A 12,345-nucleotide genomic window follows, 5' to 3' on the forward strand; every position below is an offset into this window, starting at 1 on the left:
GCACCCCCTCGGCCGGGTTGCGCGGGGAATACGTCCAGCACGAGAGCCCCAGACCGCGGACACAGGGCAGCTGGTCGAGCGCACCGGCCAGGACGAGTGTGGATGCGCGCGCGCCCAGAACTCACTGTCCCAGGACGCGCTCGCGACGCCGTCGGGCGTCACCCTCTTCCCTGCGGTGAGGTGCGCGGCGGGGGCGGCTCAGGGTGACTCCGGAGAGGACCAGGGTCAGGCCGGCCAGTTGGCGGACGGTCAGCGCCTCGCCTGCGATCGCCGTGCCGAGCAGGACGCCGGTCACGGGGTTGAGCAGTCCGATCAGGCCGACCGTGCCCGCCGGCAGATGCCGTAGCCCGGTGAACCAGGCGACGAAGGCCAGGGCGGTGGCGATGAGGGAGACGTAGGCGAAGGCGAGCAGGGTCGGGGTGGAGGCGGCGGGTGGAGGGCCTTCCACCGCTGCGGCCACCGGGAGCAGGAACAGGCCTCCGGCCGTGAGCTGCCAGGCGGTCGAGGCGAGCACATCGGTGCCGGTGCTCCAGCGTTTGGCGAGGATGTGGCCGAAGGACGACACCAGCAGGGCGGCGGCCGAGGCGAGCACTCCCGGCACGCTCGCCGCTTCCGCCCCCGTGAGCAGCATGAGGCAGACCCCGACCAGTCCGATGGCGGCGCCGGCCAGATGCGTGCCCCGGGGCCGCTCGGCCACCAGGGGCCAGGCGATGAGCATCATCGTGAGCGGGGACAGCGCCATCACGGTCGAGGCGACGCTCGTCGGAAGCAGCTGGGAAGCGGCGTAGACGAGGACGAAGAACACGCTCATGTTGAGCAGCCCGAGCACGGCGGACCGCCACCACCACGCGCCGTGCGGCCGCCGTCGGCACAGGGCCAGCAGGACCAGCCCGGCGGGCAGCGCCCGCAGGGCGGCTCCCCAGAGGGGGCGGTCGGCCGGCAGGAACTCGTGCGTGACGAAGTAGGTGGCACCCCAGGCCACCGGCGCGACCGCGGTCAGGGCTACCCAGCGCACATTGGCTTCCATGGAAGCCAATATAACTTCCCGGGAAGCTATTATGGGCGCATGGACCAGAACGGTGAACCGCCGGACCGCGTGGCCCGCATCCAGGCCGACTGGCGCCGGGAGCGCCCGGACGTGGACGTGAGCCCGCAGGGAGTGATCGGCCGGCTGCACCGCCTGGCCGACCGGCTCACCGAGGAACTCTGTCTGATCTACGGCCGCTACGGCCTCGGCGAGGGAGAGTTCGACGTGCTCTGCGCACTGCGCCGCGCCGGTGAGCCGTACGAGCGGGCGCCCGGCGAGCTCGCGGCGCACACCATGGTCACCACCGGCGCGATGACGAAGCGGATCGACCGGCTGGAGCGGGCCGGGCTCGTCACCCGCCGCCGTTCCGCCGACGACCAGCGCGGCCGGATCGTCGCCCTCACCAAGCCCGGCCGCGAACTGATCGACCGGGCCTTCACCGACCACATGCACAACGAACGGCGCCTGCTGGACCTGCTGACGCCCGCCGAGGCCGCCTCGCTCGAGACGCTGCTCACCGCCTGGCTCGGCCGGATGGAACACCCGGGCACCGGCACAGTCGGCACCGACTGACCCAGCACGGGCCGCGCCGGCCCCCGGATAGTAGCCATGTAACCTATCGGCCATGAGCAAGGGTTCCGAGCGGGCCACGCCCGGCTTTCTGGTGTGGCGGCTGTCGACGAAGTGGCGGGTGGCGGTGGACCGGGCGACGGCGCCGCTCGGACTCACCCACGCGCAGTACTCCCTGGTGTCGTCGCTGTACGGCATGCAGCGCGCCGGTGAACGCCCCAGCCAGCGCCGGCTCGCCGACCACACCGGCCTCGAGCCGCTCTACGTCTCGAAGCTCGCCCGCGCCCTGGAGTCCGCCGGTCTGATCGAGCGGACCCGGGACCCCCGGGACCCCCGCGCGGTGCAACTGGCCCTCACCGAGCGGGGCGAGGAGGTCACCCTGCAGGCCGTCAAGGTCGTACAGGGGCTGCTGGAGCGGCTGCTGGAGCCGCTCGGCGGGCTGGACGGCGAGCGGACGCGGGCGTTCAGCGAGGAACTCGCGGTCCTGCTCGACGTACCGCTCGGTCCGGCCCCCGAAGACACCACCCAGGGGTAGTGGAATATTCAACCACCACCTCCGGTTGACGGCCTCGAAGGAGGTCACGAGTGAACATGACATACGGCACGGGGTTCGACGCGACGAACGAGTCCGCGTACTACGCCCACGGAACCCCGGCCGAGCGCTGGGAGCGCGCACAGCTGTTCTTCGACGCGCGGGACTACACCGCCGCGGCGCGGGTGCTGGCGCCGCTGGTCGAGGAGGTGCCGGAGCAGACCGGACCCCGGCTGCTGCTGGCCCGCGCCTACTACCACTCGGCCCAACTGCGCCGCGCCGAGACCGAGTTGCGGCTGATCGTGGAGCGCGACCCGGTGGAGCACTACGCCCGGCTGATGCTGGGCCGCACCCTGGAGCGCCAGGGGCGGCACACGGAGGCGGGCCCGCATCTGCGGATCGCCTCGGCACTGGCCGGGGACTTCCCGGAGGACTGAACCGGCCGATCCGGCCGGTCCGGCTCATGACACGGGAGCGGCCCGGTGGTGGACTTCACCGCCGGGCCGCTCCCGTGTGCGTGCGCGGGCTCAGGCCTGCGCCTTCGCCCTCGCCTGGCGTCGGTGGGCCAGCTCGCCGAGGATCACGTCCGCCACCAGGAAACCGGCGAGCGGGATGCCGAGGAGCGGGACGAAGTAGCCGAGCACGGCGACCGCCGCCATCAGCGGGACCAGGACGTACGGCGGGACCTGCGCCCAGGCGCCGCGCGGGATCGGGCGGCCGAAGGCGGAGCCGCGGCCGCGCTGCCACCACATGCGGTAGCCCCACACGATCAGCAGGATCAGGGAGAGCGCCAGCAGCATCAGCGCGATCTGGTTGACCAGCCCGAAGAGGGTGCCGGTGTGCAGGTCGATGCCCCAGCGGGTCAGCTTGGCGAGGATCGGGTAGTCGGCGAACCGCACGGTGTCGGTGACCTCGCCGGTGGCCGGGTCGATCGCGACGGCGTCCTGCTTCTCGGGCCAGCTGCGCTGCACCTGCTTCACGACGTACGCCGAGGAGGCGTCGGCGGGCGGGACGATCTCGACCGGGTCGCCCAGCCCCTCGGCGCGCGCGGCGGCGAGGACCTTGTCGAGGCCGACGCCGTGCTCGCCGTCGCCGCCCGAGCCGGAGGCCGCTTCATGGCCGGCGTGCTCGCCGCCACCGCTCACCGCGGCCGAGACGGAAGGGGTGGCCTGCTTGAGGGAGGTGCGCAGTTCGTCGATGTTGGCGCCGGCGTAGGTGGACCAGGTCAGCCCGGTCGCCGACAGGAAGATGAAGCCCGCGGCGGCCCAGACGCCGACCGTGCCGTGCAGTCCGAGGGTGCGGCGCCGGCCGCTGGTGCCGCGGACCTTGCGCAGGGCGCGGCGGCGGGAGAACCACAGCGCGATGCCGCCGGCCGCGATCACCCAGAGCCAGCTCGCGGCGAACTCGCTGTAGAGACGGCCGCTTTCGCCGAGGTGGAGGTTGCGGTGGAGCCCGGAGATCCAGGTGCGCACCGGCAGGGCGCCCGTCGAGCCGTACTGCTCCAGCGCGCCGCGCACCTTGGCGGTGTACGGGTCGACGAACACGGCGAGGGTGTGCTCGGGGTCGACGCCCTCGACGCCGGAGAGCATCACGCGGGTGGTGGCGTCGCCCTCCGGGGAGGGCCGCACCGCCGAGACGGTGCCCTCGGGGTGGGCCTTCCGGGCGGCGGCCACCTGCTCGGATATCGGCAGCTTGGTGTCGCCGACGGGCACGGTCATCTCATGCGCGTAGAGGAGCTTCTCGGCCTGGAACGAGCCCGCGTACAGGAGCCCGGTGACGGCGGCCACCAGCAGGAACGGAGCGACGAGGACACCCGCGTAGAAGTGCAGGCGCAGGACCAGGGGGCGCAACGGGGCCCACAGACCGGGGGACTTGGGCGCCGGGGCCGGGGCTGCCTCGGGGGCCTCGTCTGTCGTAGTCGAGGGAGCGGTGGTCATCGGCGGGCTACTCCGGGGTCGGGGGGACGTGTTGAGCCGGGACGGTCCAGTAGTCGGATCGCGCGATGCGTGAGTTCCCGCGAGTTCTCGTGACCTGCGTCACACGGGCGTCTGTCGTGGCATGCTGGCCCGATGGCAGCTCCCAGTCCCCGTACGCCCCTTGCCGACCGCGTCGAGGAACTCCTCGCCCCGGGCGGCCCGTTGCCGATCGTCGCGGCGGGCGACCCCGTCCTGCGCGCCGGTACCGAGCGCTACGACGGTCAGCTCGGCCCGGCTCTATTGGCCCGGTTCGTCGAGGCGTTGCGCGTCACCATGCACGCGGCGCCCGGTGTCGGGCTGGCCGCGCCGCAGGTCGGCGTGGGGCTGCGGATCGCGGTGATCGAGGACCCGGCGCCGGTGCCGGAGGAGGTGCGGGTGGCCCGCGGCCGGGTGCCGCAGCCGTTCCGGGTGCTGGTGAACCCGTCGTACGAGCCGGTCGGTCCGGTCCGTGCCGCGTTCTTCGAGGGCTGTCTGAGCGTGCCCGGCTACCAGGCGGTGGTGGCCCGGGCCGCCGAGGTGCGGCTGACGGGTGAGGACGAGCACGGGCGGGCGCTGGACGAGGTGTTCGGCGGGTGGCCCGCCCGGATCGTCCAGCACGAGACGGACCACCTCGACGGCACCCTGTACCTCGACCGCGCCGAGCTGCGCTCCCTCTCCGCCAACCAGGCGGTGCTGGAGCGGTGGGCCCAGCCGACGCCGTCGGCGGCGGCCGCGGCCCTGAACTTCCCGTTGCCGTAGCTCAGTTGTCCCGGAACGCCTCCAGCAGCCGCAGCCAGACCTCGCTGAGGGTCGGGTAGGAGGGGACCGCGTGCCAGAGGCGGGCGATCGGGACGCGGCCGGCGACGGCGACGGTCGCCGAGTGGATCAGTTCGCCGACGCCCGGGCCGACGAAGGTGACCCCGCGCAGGATCTCCTCCTCCAGGTCGACGACCATCCGGGCGCGGCCCTTGTAGCCCTCGCCGTACAGGCCCGCACCGGCCACCGAGGACATGTCGACGTCGACGGCGCGCACCCGGTACCCGGCCTGTTCGGCCTCGGCGAGCGAGAGACCGACCGCGGCGGCCTCCGGGTCGGTGAAGACGACCTGGGGGACGGTCTCGTGGTCGGCCGTCGCGGCGTGGGCGCTCCAGGGATCGGCGCCGTCCAGGAGGGTGCCGGCGGCGCGGGCGGCGATGGCGGCGCCCGCGATCCGGGCCTGGTACTTGCCCTGGTGGGTGAGGAGGGCGCGGTGGTTGATGTCGCCGGTCGCGTACAGCCAGTCGGTGCCGGCGACGCGCAGGCTGTCGTCGACGGTGAGCCAGGAGCCGGGTTCCAGGCCGATGGTGTCGAGGCCGATGTCGTCGGTGCGCGGGGCGCGGCCGGTGGCGAAGAGGATCTCGTCGGCCTCGATGCGGTCGCCGCCGTCGGTGACGACCGTGACGGTGCCGTCCGTGCGGGTCACCGACTCCACCGAGGTCCCGGTGCGGACGTCCGCGCCGGCCTCGGTGAGCGCCTCGGCGACGAGTTCGCCGGCGAAGGGCTCCATGCGGTTCAGCAGGCCCTTGCCGCGCACGAGGACGGTGACCCGGGAGCCGAGGGCCTGGTAGGCGGTGGCCATCTCGGTGGCGACGACTCCGCCGCCGACCACGACGAGCCGGCCGGGCACGGTCTGGGAGCTGGTGGCCTCGCGGCTGGTCCAGGGCCGTACCTCGGCGAGGCCCGGCAGCGGGGGCAGAACGGCGCGGGTGCCGGTGGAGAGGACCACGGCGTGCCGGGCGGTGAGCGTCCGGTCCCCGACCGTCACCGTGCGCGGGCCGGCCAGTCTGCCGTGGCCCCGGTACAGGTCGGCGCCGATGCCGGCGATCCAGTCGGCCTGGCCGTCGTCCGTCCAGTCGCCGGTGAACCAGTTGCGGCGGGCGAAGACAGCGGCCGCGTCGAGGGGGCCCTGGACGGCCTGGCGCAGGCCGGGCAGCCGCCGGGCGTCGGCCCGGGCGATGACCGGGCGCAGCAGGGCCTTGCTGGGCATGCAGGCCCAGTACGAGCACTCGCCGCCGATCAGCTCGCTCTCCACGACCGCGGTGGTGAGGCCGGCCGCACGGGTGCGGTCGGCCACGTTCTCCCCCACGGGCCCGGCCCCGAGCACCACGACGTCGTAGGCGATGGTTTCCGATTCCGTCATGGGGTCAGTCTGGTGGGTGGTGTGCGCGGTGGCCACACGGGTAGGGGCGCGGAATACGCGCTCGTCGGGCCGCGTTGTGCAGCAGCAAGCCCACACCAGGAAGAAGGTTGCAGGTCATGAGCAGCACCGTGGAGCTCACCAAGGAGAACTTCGACCAGACGGTCACGGACAACGACTTCGTCCTGATCGACTTCTGGGCGGCCTGGTGCGGCCCGTGCCGTCAGTTCGCGCCGGTCTACGAGAAGGCCGCGCAGGACAACCCGGATCTGGTGTTCGGCAAGGTGGACACCGAGGCGCAGCCGGAGCTGGCCGCGGCCTTCGGCATCCAGTCGATCCCCACGCTGATGATCGTCCGTGACCGGGTCGCCGTGTTCGCCCAGCCGGGCGCGCTGCCCGAGGCCGCCCTCGCGGACGTGATCGGGCAGGCGCGCAAGCTGGACATGGACGAGGTCCGCAAGTCGGTGGCGGAGCAGCAGGCCCAGGCCGAGCAGTAGGCCTCAGAGCTTCAGCGCCGCAGCGTCTCAGAACGGGTACGGGGCCACGTCGCCGCGCACCGTCGTCCAGCGCAGGTCGGTGAAGGCCTCCACGTTGGCCTCGCCGCCGAAGCGGGCGCCGGTGCCGGACGCGGCGACGCCGCCGAAGGGGGCCACGGCCTCGTCGTTCACCGTCTGGTCGTTGATATGGACGATGCCGGTGGGGATGCGTTCGGCGAGGTCCAGGCCACGGGCGGAGTCACGGGTGACGATGCCCAGGGAGAGGCCGTAGGCGCTGTCGGCGGCGAGCGCGGCGGCCTCGTCGGGGGTGGTGAAGGAGCGGACGGGGGCCACCGGGCCGAAGACCTCCTCCGCGTAGGCGGGGGTCGCCCCGTCGACGCCGGCGAGGACGGTCGGCCGGTAGAAGAGGTCCTCGTGGGTGCCGCCCGCGGCGAGTTTCGCGCCGGCGGCCGTGCTGGCCTCCACCAGACCGTGCACCTTCGTGAGCTGGCCCCGGTCGATGAGCGGACCGAGGTGGACCTGGGCGCGGTGCGGGTCGCCGACGGCCAGGGACTCGGCCTTGGCGGCGAGCCGTTCGACGTACTCCTCGTAGAGCGAGGCGTGGACCAGGTGGCGGCCGGTGGTCATGCAGATCTGGCCCTGGTGGAAGAACGAGCCCCAGGCGGCCGTGGAGATCACCGCGTCGAGGTCGGCGTCCTCCAGCACGATCAGGGCGGAGTTCCCGCCGAGCTCCAGGTGGGCGCGCTTGAGGTGGCGTCCGGCGGCCTCGCCGACCGCGCGGCCCGCGGCGGTGGAGCCGGTGAAGGAGATGACCGGGACGCGCGGGTCGGCGACCAGGGCGGCGCCCGTCTCGGCGCCGCCGGGCAGCACCTGGAGGAGGCCCTCGGGAAGGCCCGCCTCGGCGAAGACGGCGGCCAGGGAGAGTCCGCCGCAGACCGCCGTGCGCGGGTCGGGCTTGAGGACCACGCCGTTGCCGAGCGCGAGGGCGGGCGCGACGGAGCGGATGGAGAGGATCAGCGGGGCGTTGAACGGGGAGATCACGCCGACCACGCCGACCGGGATCCGCCGGGTGTACGACAGCCTGGGCGCCTCGCTGGGCAGGACCTGGCCGGCGGGGCGGGAGGCGAGGGCGGCGGCCTCGTAGCACTCCTGGGCGGCGACGTGCAGTTCGAAGTCGGCCTTGCCCGGGATGGAGCCGGACTCGCGGACGATCCAGTCGCGCAGCTCCGCGGCGTGCGCGGCGAACAGGTCGCCGGCCTTGCGCAGCACCCCGGCGCGGACGAAGTGCGGGAGGCGGGCCCAATCGCCCTGGGCGGCGCGGGCGGCCGCGGCGGCCGGGGCCACGTCGGCGGCGGCGGCCAGGACGACGGTGCCGAGCTGTTCGCCGGTGGCGGGCTCGGTGACGGTGTGCCGCGGGCCGGTCAGGGCACGGGACTGCGAGGTCTGCCAGGTCTGGGGGTCGAGCAGCGGCATGGATGGCTCTCCGATCGGTGGCCCGCGGGACGCACTGCTCAGGGGCGCAGACATCCCATGTGGTTGAGCATTTAACAGCCTAGTCCGGTCGGGCGCACCTTCCAGGGGTCAACTGGACTCGCGGTGCACGACAGTTGCGCCGGACAGGGGGTGCGACTCGGGCTCGGCGCCGGGGTTGCGCACCGCCCGGTCGACCAGTGCCGCGAGTTCACGGCCGGAGGGCAGCGCGATGCGCACGGTACTCAGCGTAGGCCGCAGCAGCCGCCCCAGCATCAGATCGTCGGCGCCGATGACGGCCGTGTCCTCGGGGACCCGGACCCCCGCGTCCATGAGGGCCCGCATCAGCAGCATCGCGTACTCGTCGTTGTAGGCGAACACGGCGTCCAGGCCCAGGTCCGACCAGCGGGCGGCGAGGGCGGCGGCGGACTTCTGGGTGTAGGCCAGGGGCAGTTCGACGACGGTGGCGCCGGTGCCGCGCAGGGCCTCGCGGGCGCCGGTCAGGCGCGGCCCGGAGAAGATCTCCATGCCGGGCTCCTCGGGCACGACGACACCGATCCGCCGTCTGCCGCGCGCGTGCAGGTGCTCGGCGGCGCTGTGGCCGACGTGGGCGTGGTCCAGGAGCAGCGCGTGGGCGCCCTCGACGGCCACGGGGCTGAGCGTCACCACGGCCCGCGCGCCGGACCGTTTGAGGACGGCGACGCCCTCCGGGCCGATGCCGGGGGTGGGCACGAGTACGCCGACCGGCCGCAGTTCGGCCCAGGCCCGGGCGGCGTCGTCGCCGCGCAGTCCGGAGGTGCCGTACTGGACGACGGTGTAGTCGAGGCGGCTGAGGGCGCCCTGGAAGTCGTGCACGAACTGGCTGTAGAGGGGGCCGGCCGGCACGGGCAGGGTGGGCATCAGGACGACTCGGCTGTGTCCGGCGCGCAGGCTGCGGGCGGCCGCGTGCGGCACGTACCCGAGTTCCTTCGCGGCCTCGTGGACCCGGCGGCGGGTGGGCTCGCTGATGCGTACGGCGCTGGTGTTGTTCAGCACGTAGGAGACGGTCGCGCGCGAGACCCCGGCCAGGCGGGCCACATCGGCGCTCGTGGGCACGGGGCGCGGCGCCGGCGACTTCGTCGGCGCGGGCGTGTTCGGTATCTGCACCATGACGTACGGCATCTTGGCAGAAGCTGTGCGCGGGGTTCCGGGCGGGGGATGCCCAGATTTGATGAATCATCAACTAGCACCTGCGCTCACCAGCGTGAACTCCCGAACACGGATTCCCGTACGGCGCGGGTGTGTCGCGCGGGCGGGCAGCACCCGGCTAGGGGCTGTCGTTTGGATCAGGTCGGCTGAGCCGACGTGGCCTCTCGGCCGACCTGAGCGGGGTGTGGTGCGTGCGGCTGCAAGGCGGAGGAGGGCGGCGACGCGATGGGGGTCCCCCCGCTCGAGCGCAGCCGGGAGTGGGGGAGTCGTCAACCGACGACAACGCCGCAGACGCGCGTGCCACACCCCGCGACGCGCGGCATGATCCAAACGACAGGCCCTAGCCTCCCGTGATCCGGTCCACCAGATCGCTCCACCCGTTCTCCAGCCGTGCCAGGGGCACCCCGCACTGGCGGGTCAGGTGGTGGATCAGGACCGGGTTGAGGTAGCCCATCAGGGTGTGGGCCAGGAGTTCGTGGTCGGCGTCGGGCAGCGCCTGGCGCAGCAGCAGGACCACATGGCTGTGCTGGACGCGACGGGCGGGTACCGAGTAGCGGCGGTCTGCGGCGGCCTCGGCCGCCAGCTGGAGATCCAGTTCGTCGACGCAGCGCCGCAGCACGGCGACGCCGAAAGCCCGCAGCCGCTCCACGGGCGGCGCGCCCGGCCCGAGCGGCGGGGGCCCGCCGAGGAACCCGGCCTGCATCTTCTGCTCCGAGTGGTCGAGCAGCGCCATCAGCAGGCCGGTGCGGTCGCCGAAGCGGCGGAAGACCGTGCCCTTGCCCACGTTGGCGGCCGCCGCCACCGCCTCCATGGTGACCCCGGCCGCGCCGTGCTCGGCGATCAGCCGGGCGGCGGCGTCCAGCAGCCGCGCACGGTTGCGGGCCGCGTCCGCGCGCAGACACGGCTCGTCGCCGGCGGTCCCCAGCTGGAGCAGTCGCTGGGGTTCGCCGATCTTCTCCTCGGGCTCCGGACAGGGCGGCAGAAGGCTGGACATGAACTCAGCGTAAAGCACCGGGAATGAAACTGGACCACGGTCCGGTTAGAGTGCTAGAAATTAAGCGGACCTCGGTCCGGATCGTAAACGCCATGTTTCAGCCCTTGGGAGTTCCCATGTCTGTCCGCATCCTCGCGCTCGTCGGCAGCCTCCGCGCCGGTTCGACCAACCGCCAGCTCGCCGAGGCGGCCGTCAAGGTCGCTCCCGAGGGCGCCGAGGTCGAGCTCTTCGAGGGTCTGGCCGAGGTCCCCTTCTACAACGAGGACATCGACGTCGAGGGCAGCGTCCCGGCCGCCGCCGCCAAGCTGCGCGAGGCCGCCCAGGGCGCCGACGCGTTCCTGCTCTTCTCCCCCGAGTACAACGGCACGATCCCGGCCGTCCTGAAGAACGCCATCGACTGGCTGTCCCGCCCGTACGGCGCCGGCGCCTTCGGCGGCAAGCCCGTCGCCGTGGTCGGCACCGCGTTCGGCCAGTTCGGCGGTGTGTGGGCGCAGGACGAGGCCCGCAAGGCCGTGGGCATCGCCGGCGGCAAGGTCCTCGAGGACGTCAAGCTGTCCATCCCGGGCTCGCTGACCCGCTTCGCCGAGACCCACCCGTCGGACGACGCCGAGGTCGTCGGCCAGCTGGCCGAGGTCGTCGCCCGGCTGCACGGCAACGTGGGCGTCGCCGCCTGATCGAGGGGTGACCACCCCGGCGTACGGTACGCCACCGAGGGGCCGCGGCACGGTTGCCGCGGCCCCTCTGCCGTGCCCCCGGTGTTTCCGGTGTGTTCACAACCGTCGAATGTCGTTCAACCCCCAGACCGCTGCCCGCGCGGTCTGATAGGGCTTGAGGGATGCAGACCCTTTATCGACGACTGCTCCAGCTGATGCCCCGCATAGGCGTCCAGGTGACCGACCTCGGCCCGGGTGCGGCGGTGGTCTCCCGACGCGGCGGCCCCTACGAGGTGACCGACGTGGACGCGGGCACGAAGGTCCTCTCCCGGCGCGGCAGCCCCTACCGCGTGACCGGTGTGGACAAGGACACCTGGGTCCTGCGGCGCACCCGCGGCGGCGCTCGGACCGGGGGCACCGAGAAGGGCGTCGTGCCCCTCGGCGACACCGGTGCGGTCCTCGTGATCGAGGACCCGGAGCACCAGGACGAGCGCAAGATCCAGCTTTCCGCTGCCGAGTACCTGTGCGTCCAGCATGTGGCCGCCATGCTCGAGCTGTACGGCGTGAACTGCGTCTTCGACGTCGGCGCCAACACCGGCCAGTACGCCAAGCGGCTGCGCAGGGCCGGGTACACCGGCCGGATCGTGTCCTTCGAGCCGACCTCGGAGACATTCGCCCGGCTGGCGAAGGCCGCCGAGAACGACCCCGACTGGCAGGTCCACCAGTGCGGACTGGGCCGCGAGGAGACGACCGCGGAGATCCACAAGAGCTGGCTGACGATGAACTCGCTACTGCCGCCCAGCGACTACGGCAAGGGCCGCTACGGCCGGTTCAAGAAGTCCGACACCGAGGAGATCCGCATCCGTCGCCTCGACCAGGTGATGGACGAGGCCCTGGAAGGCCTGGCGGACCCCGTCCCGTATCTGAAGATGGACACCCAGGGGTACGACCTGGAGGTGTTCGCCGGGGCCGGCAAGCGCGTCGCGGAGTTCGTCGGCATGCAGTCCGAGGTCGCCTGTCTGCGGCTGTACGAGGGCAGCCCCACGATGGCCGAGTCCGTCGCCGCGTACGAGGCGGAGGGCTTCGGCATCACCGGCATGTACCCGGTGACCCGCGAGGCGACCACCGGCCGCGTGATCGAGTTCGACTGCGTGATGATGCGCGCGAAGGCGGCCCCCGAACAGGCGACCTAGAAGACTGATGAAGATCTTGGTGAGGGCTGTCCGGCCGTCAGGCTGGACAGCCCTCCACTCATGCACTGGCTGGTGCGATGTGCCAGGTAC

13 protein-coding genes are annotated in these 12,345 nt (G+C 72.8%); 7 read left to right on the forward strand and 6 right to left on the reverse strand.

Translation table 11 applies throughout. The features are described from left to right. Positions 1–121: 121 nt before the first annotated feature. Positions 122–1,027 (reverse strand): EamA family transporter, encoded by a 906-nt coding sequence (locus ABZ464_RS49425; RefSeq protein ID WP_359289065.1) that lies wholly within the window; start codon positions 1,025–1,027, stop codon positions 122–124. 39 nt (positions 1,028–1,066) lie between these two features. Here ABZ464_RS49425 and ABZ464_RS49430 point away from each other — a divergent pair, with 39 nt between their 5' ends. From ABZ464_RS49430 to ABZ464_RS49440, 3 genes are read left to right on the forward strand one after another with little or no spacing between them, the layout of a single operon-like run. After that, positions 1,067–1,600, forward strand: a complete 534-nt coding sequence (locus tag ABZ464_RS49430) for a MarR family transcriptional regulator (RefSeq protein WP_359289067.1) — start codon at positions 1,067–1,069, stop codon at positions 1,598–1,600. Positions 1,601–1,652: 52 nt separating this feature from the next. Continuing rightward, the gene (locus ABZ464_RS49435) at positions 1,653–2,132 is read left to right on the forward strand and encodes a MarR family transcriptional regulator (protein WP_359289069.1); all 480 of its coding nucleotides are present in this window, start codon (positions 1,653–1,655) and stop codon (positions 2,130–2,132) included. Positions 2,133–2,188: 56 nt separating this feature from the next. Then, positions 2,189–2,566 (forward strand): tetratricopeptide repeat protein, encoded by a 378-nt coding sequence (locus ABZ464_RS49440; RefSeq protein ID WP_359289091.1) that lies wholly within the window; start codon positions 2,189–2,191, stop codon positions 2,564–2,566. 90 nt (positions 2,567–2,656) lie between these two features. Here ABZ464_RS49440 and ABZ464_RS49445 read toward each other — a convergent pair whose 3' ends face one another. Further along, complete coding sequence (locus tag ABZ464_RS49445; protein ID WP_359289071.1) at positions 2,657–4,066, reverse strand: PepSY domain-containing protein; 1,410 nt, start codon at positions 4,064–4,066, stop codon at positions 2,657–2,659. Between the two features lie 132 nt (positions 4,067–4,198). On the opposite strand from ABZ464_RS49445, the gene ABZ464_RS49450 reads away from it, so the two are divergent. Then, a complete protein-coding gene (locus ABZ464_RS49450) occupies positions 4,199–4,843 on the forward strand; it encodes a peptide deformylase (RefSeq protein ID WP_359289073.1) in 645 nt (214 codons plus the stop codon). A 1-nt stretch (position 4,844) separates the two neighbouring features. Here ABZ464_RS49450 and ABZ464_RS49455 read toward each other — a convergent pair whose 3' ends face one another. Further along, on the reverse strand, positions 4,845–6,263 hold the full coding sequence (locus ABZ464_RS49455; RefSeq protein WP_359289075.1) for an NAD(P)/FAD-dependent oxidoreductase: 1,419 nt from the start codon (positions 6,261–6,263) through the stop codon (positions 4,845–4,847). Between the two features lie 116 nt (positions 6,264–6,379). On the opposite strand from ABZ464_RS49455, the gene trxA reads away from it, so the two are divergent. Beyond that, the gene (trxA, locus tag ABZ464_RS49460; protein WP_359289077.1) at positions 6,380–6,757 is read left to right on the forward strand and encodes a thioredoxin; all 378 of its coding nucleotides are present in this window, start codon (positions 6,380–6,382) and stop codon (positions 6,755–6,757) included. 27 nt (positions 6,758–6,784) lie between these two features. Here the strand turns inward: trxA and ABZ464_RS49465 are convergent, their stop codons facing one another. The 3 genes from ABZ464_RS49465 to ABZ464_RS49475 all read right to left on the reverse strand — a co-directional run bounded on the left by ABZ464_RS49465 (position 6,785) and on the right by ABZ464_RS49475 (position 10,409). After that, positions 6,785–8,230 carry a benzaldehyde dehydrogenase gene (locus ABZ464_RS49465; protein WP_359289079.1) on the reverse strand — a complete coding sequence of 482 codons (1,446 nt, stop codon included), beginning with the start codon at positions 8,228–8,230 and terminating at the stop codon, positions 6,785–6,787. Between the two features lie 108 nt (positions 8,231–8,338). Further along, on the reverse strand, positions 8,339–9,376 hold the full coding sequence (locus tag ABZ464_RS49470; RefSeq protein ID WP_359289081.1) for a LacI family DNA-binding transcriptional regulator: 1,038 nt from the start codon (positions 9,374–9,376) through the stop codon (positions 8,339–8,341). Positions 9,377–9,755: 379 nt separating this feature from the next. Beyond that, positions 9,756–10,409 (reverse strand): helix-turn-helix domain-containing protein, encoded by a 654-nt coding sequence (locus ABZ464_RS49475; protein WP_359289083.1) that lies wholly within the window; start codon positions 10,407–10,409, stop codon positions 9,756–9,758. Between the two features lie 116 nt (positions 10,410–10,525). Between ABZ464_RS49475 and ABZ464_RS49480 the strand changes: the two genes are divergently transcribed. Beyond that, on the forward strand, positions 10,526–11,083 hold the full coding sequence (locus ABZ464_RS49480; protein ID WP_359289085.1) for an NAD(P)H-dependent oxidoreductase: 558 nt from the start codon (positions 10,526–10,528) through the stop codon (positions 11,081–11,083). 161 nt (positions 11,084–11,244) lie between these two features. Further along, positions 11,245–12,255: an FkbM family methyltransferase gene (locus ABZ464_RS49485; RefSeq protein ID WP_359289087.1), complete on the forward strand. Its 1,011-nt coding sequence runs from the start codon at positions 11,245–11,247 to the stop codon at positions 12,253–12,255. Positions 12,256–12,345 lie beyond the last annotated feature (90 nt).

Origin of the sequence: Streptomyces sp. NPDC005820 (assembly GCF_040630255.1) — a bacterium.
Taxonomy (GTDB): Bacteria; Actinomycetota; Actinomycetes; order Streptomycetales; family Streptomycetaceae; genus Streptomyces.

Bases quoted from the DNA above. Each gene is read 5' to 3' on its own strand.
- ABZ464_RS49425 (WP_359289065.1), bottom strand. From the start codon at position 1,027: ATGGAAGCCAATGTGCGCTGGGTAGCCCTGACCGCGGTCGCGCCGGTG.
- ABZ464_RS49430 (WP_359289067.1), top strand. From the start codon at position 1,067: ATGGACCAGAACGGTGAACCGCCGGACCGCGTGGCCCGCATCCAGGCC.
- ABZ464_RS49445 (WP_359289071.1), bottom strand. From the start codon at position 4,066: ATGACCACCGCTCCCTCGACTACGACAGACGAGGCCCCCGAGGCAGCC.
- ABZ464_RS49470 (WP_359289081.1), bottom strand. From the start codon at position 9,376: ATGGTGCAGATACCGAACACGCCCGCGCCGACGAAGTCGCCGGCGCCG.
- ABZ464_RS49450 (WP_359289073.1), top strand. From the start codon at position 4,199: ATGGCAGCTCCCAGTCCCCGTACGCCCCTTGCCGACCGCGTCGAGGAA.
- ABZ464_RS49465 (WP_359289079.1), bottom strand. From the start codon at position 8,230: ATGCCGCTGCTCGACCCCCAGACCTGGCAGACCTCGCAGTCCCGTGCC.
- ABZ464_RS49480 (WP_359289085.1), top strand. From the start codon at position 10,526: ATGTCTGTCCGCATCCTCGCGCTCGTCGGCAGCCTCCGCGCCGGTTCG.
- ABZ464_RS49455 (WP_359289075.1), bottom strand. From the start codon at position 6,263: ATGACGGAATCGGAAACCATCGCCTACGACGTCGTGGTGCTCGGGGCC.
- ABZ464_RS49435 (WP_359289069.1), top strand. From the start codon at position 1,653: ATGAGCAAGGGTTCCGAGCGGGCCACGCCCGGCTTTCTGGTGTGGCGG.
- ABZ464_RS49485 (WP_359289087.1), top strand. From the start codon at position 11,245: ATGCAGACCCTTTATCGACGACTGCTCCAGCTGATGCCCCGCATAGGC.
- trxA (WP_359289077.1), top strand. From the start codon at position 6,380: ATGAGCAGCACCGTGGAGCTCACCAAGGAGAACTTCGACCAGACGGTC.
- ABZ464_RS49440 (WP_359289091.1), top strand. From the start codon at position 2,189: ATGACATACGGCACGGGGTTCGACGCGACGAACGAGTCCGCGTACTAC.
- ABZ464_RS49475 (WP_359289083.1), bottom strand. From the start codon at position 10,409: ATGTCCAGCCTTCTGCCGCCCTGTCCGGAGCCCGAGGAGAAGATCGGC.